We start from the raw sequence: 16,289 nt of genomic DNA, 5'->3' as shown, positions 1-16,289 counted from the left end.
GTCGGCTCCGCGTGTGGTTCAGACGGTGTGCGCCGAGGCCCGGGACAGGGCCGCGGTGGCGTGGGCCAACAGGCCCAGGGCTGCGGCTCCGCAGGCGAGAGCCGGCACGGCTCCGGCGCCCCAGGCCCTGACGGCCGCCTCGACGGGGCTCGCCAGGACGTCGCAGCCGGGGAGCCGTCCGGCCAGCAGGAGGACGGGGGCGGCGGCTTCGAGGGCGCAGGCGGCGGCGAGTCCGGCGGACGCCGATTCGGGAAAGCCATGGACGATGAGCAGACGGGCGAGGAAGAGCAGGGAGCCGAGGGCGACGGCGGGGGCGAGGGTCTCGTGCGGGAAGGCCAGGCCGGTGAGCGCCAGGAGTGCGGTGAGTACGCAGACGTACAGCGTGACGGCCCCGAACAGCAGGGGACGCGCCCAGGCTGCGAACTCCTCGAGTCCGCGGCTGCCGTCGAGCCTGCGCCGCGCCTGTACGGAGAAGAGGTGCGCGCACCCCGCGGCAGGGGCGAGCGCGAGCGCGAGCCCCACGAGCGGGGCGGGTGTCAGGACCCAGGGGCCTTCGGGGCCGCCGCCGGTGATCCGGGTCAGCAGCCCGTCGCCGAGCGCCGCGTACGCCAGCAGCCAGAGTGTCCACAGGCGCACGACGGGGAGTGTGCGCCCCTCGGCGTGCAGCGGTCCGCGCCGCAGGCAGAACGTCAGCGCTACGGCGGCACCGAGCGCACCCGCCGCCCCGGCCGCGGCGCTTGCTGTACCTTCGGCGGCTTCCAGGCCCACCACGGCGAGGGCGCACACAGCGCCCGGCAGCAGCGTGAGGAGGGCGTGTCCCGCTCCACCGGCGCCCCCGGCGCGCGCCTCGGCGACGCGCGCCGCCATGGCTGCGGGGGCCGGGTCCGGCTCGGTGCCGCGCGGCACCCGTGCGTACAGCTCCTCGGCGAGAGAGAAGACGTCCCGGTGACGGAAGCGGGCGGCGGTTCGGTCGGTGACACCGTGCGCCTCCAGACCGGCGGCGATCTCCAGGGGGTCGACGGCCCGCTCGCACAGTTCACGGTGGCGGTGCATCAGTGCTCTGACGGGGTCGGCGGGGCCGCGGCGCGAGCTCTGGGGCCTGGGCGGGCCTTCGGCGGCCGCGCTCTCGGTGACACGGGACGTACTCATGAGCGCGCCTCCTTCGGCGTCGTGTTCGGCATCGCGTTCGGCAGGACAGTCGGCTTGACGTTCGACAGGACGTTCGACTTGACGTCCGGGACGAGCCTGGGCATCGCGCCGGTCGCGACCATGCCCACCAGATCCCTCGGCCCGGCCGGCCCGACCGCCCAGCGCGGGGTGCGGCCGGCCGCCGCGGTGCCGCTGCCCGTCCAGTGGCCGGGCACATGCGACTCGGCGGGGTGGGCGAAGGGCAGCGGATCACCGGCGGCGTCGATGGCCTCCGCCTCGCGCTGCACCGGGGAGTGCGAGATCAGCTCCAGGTAAATGCCGCGAAATGCCGCCAGGTTCTGTTCGATGCTGAAGAGTTCGAGCGCGCGGGCGCGCGCGGCGGCGCCGAGGCGTTCACGGCGCTCCCGGTCGCGCAGCAGCGCGAGGCAGGCGTCCGCGAGCGCCCGTGGATTGCGCGGGGGCACCACCAGGCCCGTACCGCCGATGACTTCGACGACCGCGCCGACATCCGTGGAGACCGTCGCGCGGCCGCAGAACATCGCCTCGACCAGGCTGATCGGGAAGCCCTCGACGACGCTGGACAGGACGACCACGGAGCCGCCGGCGTAGGCATCGGGAAGCTCGGGGGCCTCGGGTCCGCCGATCTCCTCGAAGGAGACGGGGTTGTCGCCGACGGCGTGCGCGTCGGCGGCCTCGTCGGGGAAGAGCTGGGCGGCCAGCGCCTTGCAGTGGGCGAGATAGGTGGCCGACTCCGGCGCCTGCGCCGGCGCGCAGAACAGCCGCAGCCGCGCCCGCGGCTCCCCCTTGCGCACCTCGGCGAACGCGTGGAGCAGCGCGATGAGATCCTTGGCCGGCTCGATCCGGCCGACCCAGACGAGAGTGTGCGGGTCGCCGCTGTCCTCGCCCTCCCCCACGGCTTCCCCCACCGTCGCGAAACGGTCCGCCTCCATGCCTGGGTAGACGGTGCGCAGTTTGGCGCGGTCGGCGCCGCACTTCTCCTGCCAGCGGCGTGCGTGGGTGTTGCCGGGGGTGATGACGGAGGCCTGTTCGTACACCTCGGCGGTCAGCCTGCCCTGGAAGGCGGCGAGCATGGCCCGTACGGGAGCGCTCAGCTCGCCGCCGCTGACGGCCAGATAGTGCGCGCGCAGCTGTACGCCGTACTCCGTGACCAGCAGCGGGACCCCGAAGAAGCGTTTGGCCAGCAGGCCGGGCAGGGCGGCGGATCCGCCGGACGCGGCGTGGCAGATGTCGACCGCGCCGAGGCCGTCCTCGCCGTACCAGTCGAGCGAGAGCGGACGCAGGGCGCGCTCCAGCTGGTCGGCGAAGGCGAGGTAGTCGGGAACGGTGGCGGCGTGCACGGCCCGGCGCGCGCCGGGCGCGCGGCAGGCGGACTCCATGACGCGCACGGCGAGTTCGGAGCGGAGGGCGGCGTAGAGCCCGCCGCACTCACGGGCCAGTCCGGCGAGTCCGTACAGTCCGTCGGCGAAGCCTTCGCCCTCTCCGCAGACGGCTGTGGCGAGCTCCTTGAAGTGGCCGACGAAGCGCCGTCTTTCGCGGCGCCCGTAGGTGTGTCCGTCGTCCTCGGGCGCCCACAGCGGCGCAGTGCGCACCCGCTGGACCTGCGGCGGGAGCTGGATCCAGCCGTGGTCCTCCTGCTGCACGCTGCGACTGAGCGCGTAGATGTCGAACTCGTGCTGCGCGAGGCCGCGCACAAGCCGGTCGCACCAGAGCCTGGACTCACCCGTCGCATAGGGATATCCACCGTCCGTAAGCAGTCCGATCCGCACGGGCGCGCACCCCCGATCTCCCTTGTGGGCGGCCGCCGTTGGTCCGGCGACTCACAGGGGGACGACGTTAAGCCGGTACGCCGGTCGCGCGACGGACGGTTGTCCATCGCGCCACCAGAAGGGGTGAATGCACGTAACTTTCCCTCCCGGGTAGCGTTCAGTCGCGCTACGGAGGTTTCCTGCTACGGAGAGTCAGGCTGCGGCCAGTCCCTTTGCGAGCCGAGTGCCGGGCCGCGGCGAACCCGGGCACGGGCGCAGGGGGCGAACGTCAACTGCCGGGATACACCCAGGCGTTGGGCCGGCACTTGATCCCGTCGATGTTCAGGGACTTGGTCTGCTGCTGCATCACCGGCGCGAGCGCGCCGGGCGTACGGCAGCTCACATGGTCGTGCCCGAGGCGGTGCCCGACCTCGTGATTGATGAGCATCTCCCGGTAGGGGAACATCGCCTTGTCGCCGTATGTCTGCGCGCCCTGCGCCCACCGGAACGCATTGATCATCACGCGCTCGGTGGAAGCGGAATCGCAACTGACATTGTCCACGGTCGTATCGAGGCTCGATTTGGCGCACCAGATCCCCGTGGTCCCGGGGCTGGCCAGGGTGATGACGAACTCCGGATCGCCGGACGAAATCCGCTCGAAGGTCATCGCCCCGCCGTGCGCCCAGCTCCGGTCGTCGTTCAGGGTCCGCTGGACGGCTTTGGCGAAGAGTGCGCCGTCCAGGCCGAGACCCTTCTCGACATCGACGCGGTAGCGGATCATCCGGCCCTTGCCCGGCGCCTTGTCGAAGCCGGGGACGGCCTCGAAGTCGCCCGACCCCTTCAGCTTGGGGTCGATGGGGAACTGCGTGGCCATCAACTGCTCGTACGTGGGCGGGCCGACGGCCTTGTCCGCGTCCTGCTGCGGTGGCGTCGCCCGGTCCTTCGAACGGGACGCCGGACCGCTGGCGGCCCCCCTGTCCTCATCCGCGGCCTGTGCACCCGTCCCGACCGGACCGTCGGCGGCGACCTGGCCGGCCACCACCACGGCGAGCACAGTGGTCACCGCGGCTGCCGCGATCCCGGCGAGGGCACGTCCCCTGCCGGTCTTGGCCGGTTGCTCCTCGCGCGCGTCGGGCTCGTGTTCCGCCTCGGCCCCGGGGGCCCGGTCGGGCGGCGTGTCGTCCCAGTCGGCGACGGAGGCGTACGGATCCGGCTGCCGCGGCGGCGCGCTGCGGTGCGCCGACTGCTCGAACGCCTCGACGAACTCCCGTCGCGGGCCGGGAATCCTGGCCCCGCCCGCCACCGTGCGCGGCGGCTGTACGGCCGTCTGCGTACGTGGCGCACCCTGCCCGTTCCCGCGTCCCGGCGGGGGCTGCGGGGCACCCCATCCGCCGCCCGCCTCGTGCTGCTCGGGATGCCCGCCCCTGGCCTGCGGAAATCCGTACCCCGTGGGGGCATGCTGCTCCGGTGCCGACAGGTCGGCATCACGCCTGCGCCGCCCGCTGCCCCCGTCCCGCCCCGCGGCCTCCCGCGGACCGGCCGGTATTCCGAGTCGGCTGCCTGAATCTGCGCCCTCGGGTGCGGGGCCCTTGCGGCTGTGTCGTCCCACGCCCCGGATCAGCTCCTACCGCAGTCGTCAAGCAGTTCCCGGAAGGCCTGGGCGACCGCTTCGGGGTACTCCATCATGGCAACGTGCCCGGCGTCCGGGAGCGTCAGCAGCCGGGAATCCCGGAACGCCGCTGCCGCCTTGCGTGCCATACGGTACGAGATGAGCTGGTCCCGTCCCCCATAGACCAGCAGTGTCGGCGCGAGCACCCGCTCCGCCTGCCGCCACAGTCCGTGCTGTCCGCCCAGGGTGTACGCGTCGACGATGCCGCGCGCCGAGCGGGTCATCGCGTCCCAGAAGTACGGGAGCTGCATGCGCCGCTCCATCTCTTCCACGGCGTTGCGCAGCCCCTCCTCGGAGACCCGCGCCGGGTCTCCGTAACAGAGGGCCAGCACCCCTCTGGTGCGCTGCTCGGCCGACCACTCCTTGGTGAATCTCGTGAAGAGGGAGGCGATGCCGGGCACCGCGAGCAGCGCGGTGGGCACGGCGCTGCGCTGCACCCGGAGCTCGGGCAGGGCGGGCGAGACGAGTGTGAGCGTGCGCACCAGGTCGGGCCGCGCGGCCGCGACGCGGGTGGTGACCGCTCCGCCCAGGGAGTTTCCGATCAGATGCACCGGGCCGCGCCCGCCTGCGTCCAGGTAGTGGATCACCGCCCTGGCGTGGCCGGTGACCGAGTAATTGCCGTCGTCCGGCGGCGGGGAGTCCCCGAAGCCGGGCAGGTCGATGGCCTCGCCGTCCAGGACGTCCTCGAGCAACGGCATCAGCGCCGACCAGTTCTGCGAGGAGCCACCGAGCCCGTGGACATAGAGAGCGGGCGGCAGCCCGGTGCGCCCCGAAGGCCGGGACCGGACCGTGAGCGTCAGCCCGGGCAGCGCGGCAGAGCGCAGCTCCTCCCCCTCGGCGACCCGGACGGCCGCGACCTTGGGGGCCGCCGCGGCGGTGACGGCGCTTACTCCCGGCAGCTCGGTCGAAGACATGCGGGCAATGTTACGAGACGATCACGCGGTGGTTCGTGTGTTCGGCGTCACACATCGCGTAGCGCCGGGTATCAGGAGCTCCTACGCTCATAGGAAAGGCGCTCTCCATGGAAAGCGGTGCCTCATGCCTGGCGACCCTACCGATCCGGAAATCTTCGAAGATGACGAGCTGGTGGCCACGCGCGACGAAGAGGTCCCCGAGGCCGACGCAGCCGAGCAGCACACCGACATAAGGCCGGAGGGCGACGACCCGCTGACCGGCATCGACACGGACACCGCGAACGAGGCCGACGCCGCGGAACAGGCCCGCGTCGTCACCCTCGACGAGGACGACTACCGATGACCTGCCCCTCTTTGCCCACGAATCGGGAGCTACCGCGACTGTCCGGTCCGTGAAATCCTGCGTCCGCACCACACACAGCCGGGTTACCCAAAAGTACGATGGCGGCGCGGCGCACAGCGCGCGCGGAACGACGGCGCTTGTTCAGTGCTTGTTCAAGATTTGGGAGGCGGCGTGACAGCCATCGAGCAGACAGAGGCAGCGCGCCCGCGGGGCACACGTCTGCCACGCCGAGCCCGCAGGAACCAGCTTCTGGGCGCTGCCCAGGAGGTTTTCGTGGCCCAGGGCTACCACTCGGCCGCCATGGACGACATCGCCGAACGTGCCGGTGTCAGCAAGCCCGTGCTCTACCAGCACTTCCCCGGCAAGCTCGAGCTCTATCTGGCCCTGCTGGACCAGCACTGCGAGTCGCTGCTCCACGCGGTGCGTACGGCGCTGGCGTCGACCACCGACAACAAGCTGCGCGTCGCCGCGACGATGGACGCCTACTTCGCGTACGTCGAGGACGAGGGCGGCGCCTTCCGGCTGGTCTTCGAGTCGGACCTGACGAACGAGCCCGCGGTGCGCGAGCGCGTGGACCGGGTCTCGCTGCAGTGCGCGGAGGCGATCTCCGACGTCATCGCCGAGGACACGGGCCTGTCCAAGGAGGAGTCCATGCTGCTGGCCGTCGGCCTCGGCGGGGTCTCCCAGGTCGTGGCCAGGTACTGGCTCTCCAGCGGTTCCGGCATTCCGCGCGACACCGCGGTGCAGCTGCTGACGTCGCTGGCATGGCGCGGTATCGCGGGCTTCCCGCTGCACGGCACCGACCAGCACTGAGGGGTGAGACACGGGTGTTCGCTCCTGGCGTTCGCCCGGGGCGTCTGCCCCGTCCTCTGCGCGGGCTAATGTGTGCTGCGTACGGCGCGGCTGGCCGCGCAACGCACTGACCGTCGGAGGGACATAGCCGTGGAGGTCAAGATCGGCGTGCAGCACGCGCCCCGGGAGATCGTTCTGGAGAGCGGGCAGTCCGCCGAGGAGGTCGAGCGCGCGGTTGGTGACGCGCTGTCCGGCAAGGCGCAGCTGCTCAGCCTCTCGGACGACAAGGGCCGCAAGGTCCTTGTGCCGGCCGACCGGATCGCGTACATCGAGATCGGCGAGCCGGCGACGCGACGCGTGGGCTTCGGCGCACTGTAAGGCGCCGGCTGCGATCGCAGCGTGAGTGGAAGAGGGCCCGGCGGGATTCCCGCCGGGCCCTTCCCCTGTTCGGGGAGGGTTGTACTCCGTGGACGCCGGGTAGTACGGGCTACGACCGATTTGCCCGCACCGGCGTTTCGTGAGGTGATCAGCAGTGATGTGGGAAACGCTCGGTTCGGTCCTGCTCGGACTCGCCCTCTCCTGGGCCGCTGCCCGTCACCTGCCCGACCGTCTCCCCGCCCGCCGTGTGGTCTTCACCACGGGCCCGGTCGGCGCCCTCTTCGGCGCCTATGTCACGCAGGCGGCACTCGGTCCCGGCAACGTACTGGTGACGCTGGCAGGGGCGGTGGCCATCGGAGCCGTACTGCTCTCGCTGCTGATCCGGCCCTCGCCGCGCCGGTTGCGTCGCGCGTTCCCTTTCTGAGCACGCACGACCGGCCGCGCAAGAGCTCGAGTGCGCGCGACCGGCCGCCGCCGAAGCCGTAGCCCGTAAGCCGTGGGCCCAACCTCACCGGGCAATACAGCTAGGCCGCGAGGCCCAGCGCCGCCATGCGCTTGGTGTGCGCCTCGGTGATCCGGGAGAACATCCGGCCCGCCTCCGCGAGGTCGAAGCCGCCCGCGACACCGCCGACGAGCATCGTGGAGAGCGCGTCACGGTCCGCCACGACCCGCTGCGCCTGGGAGAGCGCCTCGCCCATCAGTCGGCGCGCCCACAGCGCGAGCCGCCCGCCGACGCGTGGGTCGGCCTCGATCGCGGCGCGGACCTTCTCGACCGCGAAGTTGCCGTGGCCCGTGTCGTCGAGCACGGCGAGCACCAGGCCACGGGTGTCGTTGTCCAGGCGAGCCGCGACCTCGCGGTAGAAGTCGCTGGCGATCGAGTCGCCGACGTACGCCTTGACCAGGCCCTCGAGCCAGTCGGACGGCGCGGTCTGGCGGTGGAAGTCGTCCAGGGCCTGGGCGAACGGCTCCATGGCGGCCGTAGGCTCGGCCTCGATGGCGGCGAGGCGGTCCAGCAGCTGCTCGAAGTGGTGGAATTCCGCGGAGGCCATCTTCGCCAGCGCCGCCTTGTCGCCGAGGGTCGGCGCGAGCTTGGCGTCCTCGGCGAGTCGTTCGAAGGCCGCCAGCTCGCCGTACGCGAGCGCGCCCAGCAGATCCACGACGGCGGCGCGGTACTGGGGGTCGGCGGACGCCGTGGCCCAGTCCTGGGCGGCGATTCCGGTGTGTTCAGTGGCGTTGTCAGGCGTCTCCATGAACCGCACAATAGCTCGCTCATCGCGAGTGGGAAGGGCCTGGTCAGCCACGCTTGCAGCGCGGTTCCTACGAATTCACCCAACACACATGCGCGATTCCGGGGTACAGTGGTAATGCGCCTGCTGAGCGTTTTGGTTACTCGGCGGGCGATCGCAGTGTTTGACTGAGGGATTTGCTCCTTCAGACCCCAATGAGGATGCCCGGTCGGTGGCCCGATCGGCTCCGACCCGACCGCCCTCCACGCGGATCGTGCGCATCAAGTTGTGTACGACCGCAGATGAGGGGCCCCCTCAGCGGCATGAGCGCTCGAGCGACGGCAGTGGTCCCGCGCCATCCGGCCAATCCACGGCCGGCCCAGTACCCCGGTGCGGTACGACCCCCTTCGTTCGCCTTGCGCCGCGTCTCACAGAAGAGGCAACACCCTGACTACGCAGCCCACGACTTTCCGGGATCTTGGGATCCTTCCCGAGACCGCCGAGGCCCTCGAAGCCGTCGGCATCCTGTCCCCGTTCCCCATCCAGGAGATGACGCTCCCCGTCGCGCTCTCCGGCACCGACGTCATCGGCCAGGCCAAAACCGGCACCGGCAAGACGCTCGGTTTCGGTCTGCCGCTGCTGGAGCGCGTCACCGTCCCCGCTGACGTCGAGGCCGGCCGGGCGACGCCCGAGCAGCTCACCGACGCCCCGCAGGCACTGGTGGTCGTTCCCACCCGCGAGCTGTGCCAGCAGGTCACCAATGACCTGCTGACCGCCGGCAAGGTCCGTAACGTCCGCGTTCTCGCGATCTACGGCGGCCGTGCGTACGAGCCCCAGGTCGAGGCGCTCCGGAAGGGCGTCGACGTGATCGTCGGCACCCCCGGCCGTCTGCTCGACCTGGCCGGCCAGCGCAAGCTCGACCTGTCGCATGTGCGCGCGCTCGTCCTCGACGAGGCCGACGAGATGCTCGACCTGGGCTTCCTGCCCGACGTCGAGAAGATCATCAACATGCTTCCGGCCAAGCGCCAGACCATGCTTTTCTCGGCGACCATGCCGGGTGCCGTCATCGGCCTCGCCCGCCGTTACATGACGCAGCCGACGCACATCCGCGCCACCTCGCCCGACGGCGAGGGCGCGACCGTCGCCAACACCACGCAGCACGTCTTCCGTGCCCACTCCATGGACAAGCCGGAGATGGTCTCGCGCATCCTGCAGGCCGAGGGCCGCGGACTCGCGATGATCTTCTGCCGTACGAAGCGCACCGCGGCGGACATCGCCGAGCAGCTCGAGCGGCGCGGCTTCGCGTCCGGCGCGGTCCACGGCGACCTGGGCCAGGGCGCGCGTGAGCAGGCCCTGCGGGCATTCCGCAACGGCAAGGTCGACGTACTGGTCTGCACCGACGTCGCCGCCCGCGGCATCGACGTCGAGGGCGTCACGCACGTCATCAATTACCAGTCGCCGGAGGACGAGAAGACGTTCCTCCACCGCGTCGGCCGCACCGGCCGCGCGGGCGCCAAGGGCATCGCGATCACGCTGGTGGACTGGGACGACATCCCGCGCTGGCAGCTGATCAACAAGGCGCTCGAGCTGGAGTTCCACGACCCGGTCGAGACGTACTCCACGTCGCCGCACCTGTACGAGCAGCTGAACATCCCCGTCGGTACGAAGGGCGTGCTGCCCCGTGCCGAGCGGACCCGTGCGGGTCTGCGTGCCGAAGAGGTCGAGGACCTGGGCGAGACCGGCGGCCGCGGCCGCAAGTCGGCTGCTCCGGCCCCGGCCCGTGAGGAGCTTCCGCCCCGCACACGCACGCCGCGCCAGCGCCGCCGCACCCGCGGCGGATCCGCAGGGGACGGCACGGAGCCGGCGGTCACGACGACGGCTACGGCCGCGCCGGAGCTTGCCGAGGCCGGGACCGAGCCGCGCACCCCGCGCCGCCGGCGCCGCACCCGCGTGGGCGCTCAGGCTTCGGCCGAGGCGACGGCGGTCGTGGAGACGGTCGAGGCCGTCGAAGCAGTCGAGGCCGTCGCAGAGGTTGCCGAGGTTGCCGAGACCAAGCCCCGGCGCCGTACCCGAGCGGCGAAGCCGGTCGAGACGGTCGAAGCAGTCGAGGCCGTCGCAGAGGTTGCCGAGGTTGCCGAGGTCGTCGCGACCAAGCCGCGCCGCCGTACCCGAGCGGCGAAGCCGGTCGAGACGGTCGAGGTTGTCGAGGCCGTCACCGAGGCCGCCGAGGTCGTCGCGACCAAGCCGCGCCGTACACGTGCCGCAAAGGCCGTCGCCACCGACACCGAGGCCGCCGAGGCCACCGAGGTCGTCGCGACCAAGCCCCGCCGCACACGTGCCGCAAAGGCCGTCGCCACCGACACCGAGGCGACTGAGGCCACCGAGACCAAGCCCCGGCGCCGTACGCGAGCGGCGAAGGCCGTCGAGACGGCCGAGGCAGTCGCCACGGAGGCCGAGGCCACCGAGACCAAGCCCCGCCGCCGCACCCGCACGGCCAAGGCCGTCGAGACGGCCGAGGCAGTCGCCACGGAGGCCGAGGCCACCGAGACCAAGCCCCGCCGCCGCACCCGCACCGCCAAGGCCGCCCAGCCCGAGAGCTGACGCACCCCCCGATGGCCCGGCCCCCGTATCGGAGGCCGGGCCATCGGCGTTTCGGCCCCCGCCCCGATAACCTCATCGCATGAGTCGGCCGCCCACCTTCACCCCGCCCCCCTGCGCCCGCCCCCGCGCCCTCGCCACCACCCGCGGCACCTTTGCCGTGCTGGAGGGGCAGCCTGCCGGTGCCGTCAGAGGAACCGTGCTGCTCCTTCCCGGGTTCACCGGGAGCAAGGAAGACTTCATCGCGCTCCTCGAGCCGCTCTGCGAGGCCGGCTACCGCGCCGTCACCGTCGATGGGCGCGGGCAGTACGAAACCGATGGGCCGGACGACCAACAGGCTTACGCCCAGGACGAGTTGGCCAGGGACGTGCTCGCCCAGGCCGAGGCGGTCGGCGGGCCCGTGCATCTGGTCGGGCACTCGCTCGGCGGGCAGATCGCCCGCGCCGCCGTACTCCTCGACCCCGCGCCGTTCACGACGCTCACGCTCATGTCCTCCGGGCCCGCCCAGGTCACCGCGGCCCAGCAGCAGAAGATCAAGCTACTGAGCGATGCCCTCGCCGTGATGGGGATGGACCAGGTCTGGGAGGCCATGCGGGCGCTCGATCCGCCCGAGGACGCCGACATCGAAGGCGCCGGAGCCGGCACGGACAACGGCAGGACCGACGGCCGCACCGATGGCGAGGACCTCCGTCGCCGCTGGCTGCGCCACAACCCCGCTCAGCTGATCGCCACCGGGCGCCAGCTGACCGTCGAGCCCGACAGGATTGCCGAGCTCGCCGCCGTGCGGCCGCTGCCCAAGCATGTGCTGTCCGGTGAGCGGGACGATACCTGGCCGGTGTCCCTCCTCGATGAGATGGCCGAGCGGCTGGACGCCCGCAGGACGGTCATCGCCGCGGCCGAGCACTCCCCCAACACCGATCGCCCCCACGAGACGGCGCAGGCCCTGATCGCCTTCTGGGACGCTCAGTACTGAGACTGAAGGTGCTGCCAGAAGCCGTCCCGCAGCGCGCGCCTCAGCACCGCATGCCCCCGGAGTGACCGCTGCAGCACCCTCTCCGCCTCGATCAGCAGATCCTGGTCGACCGGACCCGGCAGATACGGATGCCCGGGCAGCAGCTCCACCATCGCCTCGCGCCCCCGCTCGGCCAGCCAGGTCGCGGCTATCTGGGCCCCCACGAAGCGCACCTCGTCGCGCGAGGGCGGCGGCATGCCTTCGTTCTCGTACGTCGTGACCGGCCGTCGTGTGATGTACGGCCGGCAGAAGTCCAGATCGAACGTCCGCTGGCTGTCGACCTCCCACAGCAGCGGCTCCGCCTGATTGCGCCCTTCCCCCGCCTCTATGCCCCACAGATGGACCCGCGCCCCGTACCCCTGCGCCGCCTCCACCGCCGAGACGAGGTCCTCGTCGCCGCCCACCAGCGCCGCGTCGCTGATGGCGCGGTGCCGGGCCAGCGACTCCAGGTCCGTACGGATGAGTGAGTCGACGCCCTTCTGCTGGTTGTTCGCGTTGAGATTGCCCAGGCGCACCTTGACGTCCGGCAGCTCTGCGATCGACTGCTGCTCAGGGGTGTGGATACGGCGCCGGGCACCGTCGTACCAGTACACCCGCAGCAGCCTGCTGTCCGCGAAGATCGTGCGGGCCTTGTCGATGAAGGCCTCGATCATTCCCTCCGCGTCCAGGTCGAAGGAACGCCGGTCCTCGGTGCCCGCGACCAGCAACCCGGCCGCAGCATAGACGTAACCTGCGTCGACGAAAATGGCATGCGTGGAGGGAGTCTTGGCGACCTCGGCGAGCATCCGATGAAGCAGCTCGTTGGTGCGCTCCAGCCGGGCGCTTATCTCGTTCGTCTCTGCGTCGTTCATACGCCGCTCATTCTCCGTGGCCGCGCGGATACCCGCCAGTAGTTAGGCATCCGAAAAATTTCCTTAGCGTAGGGAATGTTTGCAGGATGCATGCCGTTGAAAGTGACAGAACACAGACGGAAAACCGTTGCCATCAGTTCTCCAGCAGGAGGATCAGACGAAGGGAGAAGCCATGCGCTTCGAGATCATGCGACTGGACGACGTCGACGGCACTGCCGTGGACAGCACCGTCGTAGACGCCGCCTCCGTCAACCGGATCGTGCAGCAGGCCGCTTCGATCGGCCAGCGCATCTACATCCGCCCGGCCGAATCCTCGGCCTTGTAGCACTCGACCTTGTATCGCTTCATGACGTTGTGATGTAACGCACTCCGCCCCCGTACGGATCGTCCGTACGGGGGCGAAGTACGTTCCGCGCCCGGCGTTCAGGCCCCCTGGATGACCTGGGTGACTCCGTTGATGATCTGCTGCACGGCGATCGCGGAGAGCATCATGCCCGCGAGCCTGGTCACCAGCACCACACCGCCGTCCTTGATCAGGCGGATGATTACCAGCGAGTAGCGCATGGTCAGCCAGAGCACGACATGCATCGCGACAATCGCCGCCCACACCGAGATCTGCTGGGCTGCGCCATCCGCGTGCTGCACGGCAAGAATCACCGAGACGATCGCGCCGGGACCCGCCAGAAGCGGCATGCCGAGCGGTACGAGCGCGACATTGACGTCCTTGGTCTGCTGGGGCTCATCGGTCTTGCCCGTCAGCAGGTCGAGCGCGATGAGCAGCAGGAGCAGTCCACCAGCGATCATCAGGGCGGGGACGGAGACATGCAGGTAGTCCAGGATCTGCTGACCCAGGATGCCGAAGACGGTGATGACACCGAAGGCGACCGCGACGGCCTGCCAGGCCATCCGGCGCTGCACCTTGGCGGGCCGCCCGGAGGTGAGGGCGAGGAAGATCGGGGTGATCCCGGGGGGATCCATGATGACAAAAAGAGTGAGGAAGAGGGAGCCGAAAACGGCAGCGTCGAACACAGTGAGGGCCTTGCGGGAAGAGGGGTCGTACGGAGGGGTGGGAGCGAGAACTAGCGACGGCTTCCGCCGGCGCCCGGCACCGGGAACGCGCCGGTGGCGCGGCGCGTGATCTCGCCGTAGATCTCCGGATCGGTGGTGTACTCCCCGAGCCGGCAGGTCTTGCGGCTGCCGTGGTAGTCGCTCGATCCGGTGGCCAGCAGCCCCACGTCGGCGGCGAGGCCACGCAGCCGGGCGCGCGTGGGTTCGTCGTGGTCCATGTGGTCGACCTCGATGCCGTCGAGACCGGCCGCGGCGAGCTCGGCTATCGCGGCCTCGGGCACGGTGCGGCCCCGCTTGACGGCGAGCGGGTGCGCGAAGACGGAGACGCCCCCGGCTGCCTTGACCAGGCGGACCGCCGTGAAGGGGTCGAGCTCGTGCTTGGTGATGTGGGCACGGCCGCCGTCGGCGATCCACTCGGGCGTGAACGCATCCGAGACGGTGGGGACGACGCCGAGCTCGACGAGCGCGGAGGCGATGTGCGGGCGGCCGACCGAGCCGTCTCCGGCGATACGGGCGACCCGGTCCCACTCGAGGGGGACACCCAGCTCGCGGAGCCTGGCCACCATCGCCCGGGCGCGCGGGACCCGGTCGTCCCGTACGAGTTCACGCTCGGCCAGCAGTTCCGGCTCGTCCGGGTCGAAGAGGTACGCGAGCAGATGCAGGCTCACCCCGTCGATACGGCAGGAGAGCTCGGCGCCGGTCACGAGGGTGAGACCGTCGGGGAGGGCCGCGGTCGCCTCGGCGTGGCCGCGGGTCGTGTCGTGGTCGGTGAGCGCGACGACGTCCAGTCCGGCAGCGGCGGCGTTGCGCACCAGCTCGGCCGGGGTGTCCGTACCGTCCGAGGCCGTGGAGTGGGTGTGCAGATCGATGCGCACGACGCGTGACTCCGGGGCTCGGGGCGGACAGGGGACGGTCAAGGATAACCGGGAATCGAACAGCCTCAGTTCCACTGCGGTCCGGCAGTTCCGCTGCGGTCCGGAGGCTCCGCTACGGTCCGGCGCGAGCTGCCTCCAGATATGCCGGTCAGGAGAGCAGCCGCGGCGAGAGCGCCCCGCACGGCAGCAGCTCCACCTCCGAGCCCGCGTCCCGCAAATCCGTCAGCACCAGCTCGTCGTACATCAACAGCCCCGACTGCTCGGGCCAGACGATCGCCCAGAGCCACAGCCCACGCGCCTCGCCCGCGAAGACGGCGCGGTCGTCGGGAGCGCCGGTCACATGCCACATGGCGGTGGGGCGGCCGGCGGCGAGCACCTTGGCCTGGGGCGACTTGTCGACACACATCTGCGGGCCCGGGTCCAGCCCGTCGATCCCGGCGTACCGAGCGCCGAGGCCCACGCCCAACTCCTCGGCGACCAGCAGCAGTTCACCCAGGCCGCCGAGCGGGCCCGGCCCCGAGCAGGCCACCGCGGTGGCGCGGCCGCCGCTGCGGTCGTCGCCCGCGTACGCGACACCGGTGTAGAGCCAGCCGACGGGCAGCGGCCAGGGCATCCAGACAGGGACCTGCGCGCGGTGCACCACGACACCGAGGGCCTCGACACTGGGCGGGATCACCGGCTGCAGCGGTTGCACCATGCCGTGCACATCGCACTGCCAGGAGTCGGCAAAGAGACCGGGCGCCCTGACCCGGCCACCGCACTTCGGGCAACTGGGTTCGCCCCTCATAGCGCCCAACGGTCCTCCCCGGCCGTCGTCGCGTCAAGGACGATCACCCGTCCGGCGTGTGCACCTCATCTGCGGAAATTAGATGCACATGACATTCACTCGGGCTGCCTCAGTCGAGAGTCACGGATCTGCGCAGCGGATCGCGCAGGTCCGTACCGTGCGCCAGCCAGCGCTCCTGGAGCTCCTGCGCCCCGTGCACCCGCTTCCACGCCGCCTCGTTCGACGTCATCGGCAGCAGCGGCAGGAACTGCACCGGGTCCATCGGCGCATCCAGCTCCAGGTCCTCCACCAGACCGCCCGGCTCCGCGACCAGCACCGAGCCGAACGGCGCGGCCGGCCAGAGCGGATCACCGACGTCCAGCGAGGCCCCGGGGGCCACGACCACACCCTCGACCTGCGGGGACGCGGCCAGTACGGCCAGCGGGCGCAGCACCTTGTCGGTGTCGGCGAGACCGGCGCGCACGGAGAGAAACAACTCCGCACGCGGGCCCTTGACCGGGTCGGCGAGGGAGGCGGTGGGGTCGGTCATCGGGTGGGCGGACATGCCGAGGGTGGCGTACCGGACGATGTCGCCGTCCATGAAACGGAGCACCTCGATGCGGTCCGTACCGAGGAAGGTCACTGCGGCACGCGCGTCCGGTTCGCCAAGTGCCGTACGCAGCCGGGCTTCGACCAGAGCAAGAACTTCTTCCATGTCGCGAGCATAAAGCGCGTATGGAACGGGCAAAGCTAGGGATTGGCCCTCTGTCGGCTGATAGTCTTGGCCGCTGGTCGGGACGGCACGCAGGTGGGGGTAACCCCAGGCGGAGCTCTGGGGGAGTTGCTCTCAAGTCCCGACGACACGTCATCCCCTACGGGGGA

The 16,289-nt window shown here is 71.0% G+C and carries 17 protein-coding genes; 7 read left to right on the top strand and 10 right to left on the bottom strand.

The annotated features are described in order from the left end of the window. Nucleotides 1–18 precede the first annotated feature (18 nt). The 4 genes from OG883_RS04755 to OG883_RS04740 all read right to left on the bottom strand — a co-directional run bounded on the left by OG883_RS04755 (nucleotide 19) and on the right by OG883_RS04740 (nucleotide 5,498). Nucleotides 19–1,149 (bottom strand): hypothetical protein, encoded by a 1,131-nt coding sequence (locus OG883_RS04755; RefSeq protein ID WP_266535408.1) that lies wholly within the window; start codon nucleotides 1,147–1,149, stop codon nucleotides 19–21. Beyond that, on the bottom strand, nucleotides 1,146–2,936 hold the full coding sequence (locus OG883_RS04750; RefSeq protein ID WP_266535407.1) for a DUF3492 domain-containing protein: 1,791 nt from the start codon (nucleotides 2,934–2,936) through the stop codon (nucleotides 1,146–1,148). The genes OG883_RS04755 and OG883_RS04750 overlap by 4 nt, the downstream gene beginning before the upstream one ends. 268 nt (nucleotides 2,937–3,204) lie before the next feature. Continuing rightward, a complete protein-coding gene (locus OG883_RS04745) occupies nucleotides 3,205–4,524 on the bottom strand; it encodes a DUF3152 domain-containing protein (protein ID WP_266535405.1) in 1,320 nt (439 codons plus the stop codon). Nucleotides 4,525–4,532: 8 nt separating this feature from the next. Next, nucleotides 4,533–5,498 (bottom strand): alpha/beta fold hydrolase, encoded by a 966-nt coding sequence (locus OG883_RS04740; RefSeq protein ID WP_266535403.1) that lies wholly within the window; start codon nucleotides 5,496–5,498, stop codon nucleotides 4,533–4,535. A 124-nt stretch (nucleotides 5,499–5,622) separates the two neighbouring features. Here OG883_RS04740 and OG883_RS04735 point away from each other — a divergent pair, with 124 nt between their 5' ends. The 4 genes from OG883_RS04735 to OG883_RS04720 all read left to right on the top strand — a co-directional run bounded on the left by OG883_RS04735 (nucleotide 5,623) and on the right by OG883_RS04720 (nucleotide 7,435). Next, nucleotides 5,623–5,841 (top strand): hypothetical protein, encoded by a 219-nt coding sequence (locus OG883_RS04735; RefSeq protein ID WP_266535401.1) that lies wholly within the window; start codon nucleotides 5,623–5,625, stop codon nucleotides 5,839–5,841. A gap of 171 nt (nucleotides 5,842–6,012) precedes the next feature. Beyond that, nucleotides 6,013–6,654, top strand: a complete 642-nt coding sequence (locus OG883_RS04730) for a TetR/AcrR family transcriptional regulator (protein ID WP_266535399.1) — start codon at nucleotides 6,013–6,015, stop codon at nucleotides 6,652–6,654. 129 nt (nucleotides 6,655–6,783) lie between these two features. Next, nucleotides 6,784–7,011 carry a DUF3107 domain-containing protein gene (locus OG883_RS04725; protein WP_266535398.1) on the top strand — a complete coding sequence of 76 codons (228 nt, stop codon included), beginning with the start codon at nucleotides 6,784–6,786 and terminating at the stop codon, nucleotides 7,009–7,011. 154 nt (nucleotides 7,012–7,165) lie between these two features. Next, nucleotides 7,166–7,435 (top strand): hypothetical protein, encoded by a 270-nt coding sequence (locus OG883_RS04720; RefSeq protein WP_266535396.1) that lies wholly within the window; start codon nucleotides 7,166–7,168, stop codon nucleotides 7,433–7,435. 100 nt (nucleotides 7,436–7,535) lie between these two features. Here the strand turns inward: OG883_RS04720 and OG883_RS04715 are convergent, their stop codons facing one another. Continuing rightward, a complete protein-coding gene (locus OG883_RS04715) occupies nucleotides 7,536–8,261 on the bottom strand; it encodes a ferritin-like fold-containing protein (RefSeq protein ID WP_266535395.1) in 726 nt (241 codons plus the stop codon). A gap of 525 nt (nucleotides 8,262–8,786) precedes the next feature. On the opposite strand from OG883_RS04715, the gene OG883_RS04710 reads away from it, so the two are divergent. Then, nucleotides 8,787–10,838, top strand: coding sequence for a DEAD/DEAH box helicase (locus OG883_RS04710; protein ID WP_266535394.1), 2,052 nt, complete (start codon nucleotides 8,787–8,789; stop codon nucleotides 10,836–10,838). 79 nt (nucleotides 10,839–10,917) lie between these two features. After that, nucleotides 10,918–11,808, top strand: a complete 891-nt coding sequence (locus OG883_RS04705) for an alpha/beta fold hydrolase (RefSeq protein ID WP_266535392.1) — start codon at nucleotides 10,918–10,920, stop codon at nucleotides 11,806–11,808. On the opposite strand, the gene OG883_RS04700 is transcribed toward OG883_RS04705, so the two are convergent. After that, complete coding sequence (locus OG883_RS04700) at nucleotides 11,799–12,698, bottom strand: NYN domain-containing protein (protein ID WP_266535390.1); 900 nt, start codon at nucleotides 12,696–12,698, stop codon at nucleotides 11,799–11,801. The two genes, OG883_RS04705 and OG883_RS04700, sit on opposite strands and share 10 nt — an antisense overlap. Nucleotides 12,699–12,870: 172 nt before the next feature. Between OG883_RS04700 and OG883_RS04695 the strand changes: the two genes are divergently transcribed. Next, a complete protein-coding gene (locus OG883_RS04695) occupies nucleotides 12,871–13,023 on the top strand; it encodes a hypothetical protein (protein ID WP_266535388.1) in 153 nt (50 codons plus the stop codon). A 98-nt stretch (nucleotides 13,024–13,121) separates the two neighbouring features. Here the strand turns inward: OG883_RS04695 and OG883_RS04690 are convergent, their stop codons facing one another. The 4 genes from OG883_RS04690 to OG883_RS04675 all read right to left on the bottom strand — a co-directional run bounded on the left by OG883_RS04690 (nucleotide 13,122) and on the right by OG883_RS04675 (nucleotide 16,122). Continuing rightward, nucleotides 13,122–13,727, bottom strand: coding sequence for a MarC family protein (locus OG883_RS04690; RefSeq protein ID WP_266535386.1), 606 nt, complete (start codon nucleotides 13,725–13,727; stop codon nucleotides 13,122–13,124). Nucleotides 13,728–13,777: 50 nt separating this feature from the next. Beyond that, complete coding sequence (locus OG883_RS04685; RefSeq protein WP_266535384.1) at nucleotides 13,778–14,641, bottom strand: PHP domain-containing protein; 864 nt, start codon at nucleotides 14,639–14,641, stop codon at nucleotides 13,778–13,780. Between the two features lie 148 nt (nucleotides 14,642–14,789). Then, the gene (locus tag OG883_RS04680; RefSeq protein ID WP_266535381.1) at nucleotides 14,790–15,428 is read right to left on the bottom strand and encodes a DUF6758 family protein; all 639 of its coding nucleotides are present in this window, start codon (nucleotides 15,426–15,428) and stop codon (nucleotides 14,790–14,792) included. A 109-nt stretch (nucleotides 15,429–15,537) separates the two neighbouring features. Further along, nucleotides 15,538–16,122: a suppressor of fused domain protein gene (locus tag OG883_RS04675; protein WP_266535378.1), complete on the bottom strand. Its 585-nt coding sequence runs from the start codon at nucleotides 16,120–16,122 to the stop codon at nucleotides 15,538–15,540. Nucleotides 16,123–16,289: the final 167 nt, after the last annotated feature.

The organism is Streptomyces sp. NBC_01142 (assembly GCF_026341125.1).
GTDB lineage: Bacteria > Actinomycetota > Actinomycetes > Streptomycetales > Streptomycetaceae > Streptomyces.
Note: the sequence above shows the minus strand (reverse complement) of the source record. Positions and strands in the feature narration are given on the sequence as shown.

Excerpts from the sequence above, each read along its gene's own strand:
- OG883_RS04755 (WP_266535408.1), bottom strand. The coding sequence starts at position 1,149 with ATGAGTACGTCCCGTGTCACCGAGAGCGCGGCCGCCGAAGGCCCGCCC.
- OG883_RS04740 (WP_266535403.1), bottom strand. The coding sequence starts at position 5,498 with ATGTCTTCGACCGAGCTGCCGGGAGTAAGCGCCGTCACCGCCGCGGCG.
- OG883_RS04735 (WP_266535401.1), top strand. The coding sequence starts at position 5,623 with ATGCCTGGCGACCCTACCGATCCGGAAATCTTCGAAGATGACGAGCTG.
- OG883_RS04715 (WP_266535395.1), bottom strand. The coding sequence starts at position 8,261 with ATGGAGACGCCTGACAACGCCACTGAACACACCGGAATCGCCGCCCAG.
- OG883_RS04710 (WP_266535394.1), top strand. The coding sequence starts at position 8,787 with ATGACGCTCCCCGTCGCGCTCTCCGGCACCGACGTCATCGGCCAGGCC.
- OG883_RS04705 (WP_266535392.1), top strand. The coding sequence starts at position 10,918 with ATGAGTCGGCCGCCCACCTTCACCCCGCCCCCCTGCGCCCGCCCCCGC.
- OG883_RS04700 (WP_266535390.1), bottom strand. The coding sequence starts at position 12,698 with ATGAACGACGCAGAGACGAACGAGATAAGCGCCCGGCTGGAGCGCACC.
- OG883_RS04695 (WP_266535388.1), top strand. The coding sequence starts at position 12,871 with ATGCGCTTCGAGATCATGCGACTGGACGACGTCGACGGCACTGCCGTG.
- OG883_RS04680 (WP_266535381.1), bottom strand. The coding sequence starts at position 15,428 with ATGAGGGGCGAACCCAGTTGCCCGAAGTGCGGTGGCCGGGTCAGGGCG.
- OG883_RS04675 (WP_266535378.1), bottom strand. The coding sequence starts at position 16,122 with ATGGAAGAAGTTCTTGCTCTGGTCGAAGCCCGGCTGCGTACGGCACTT.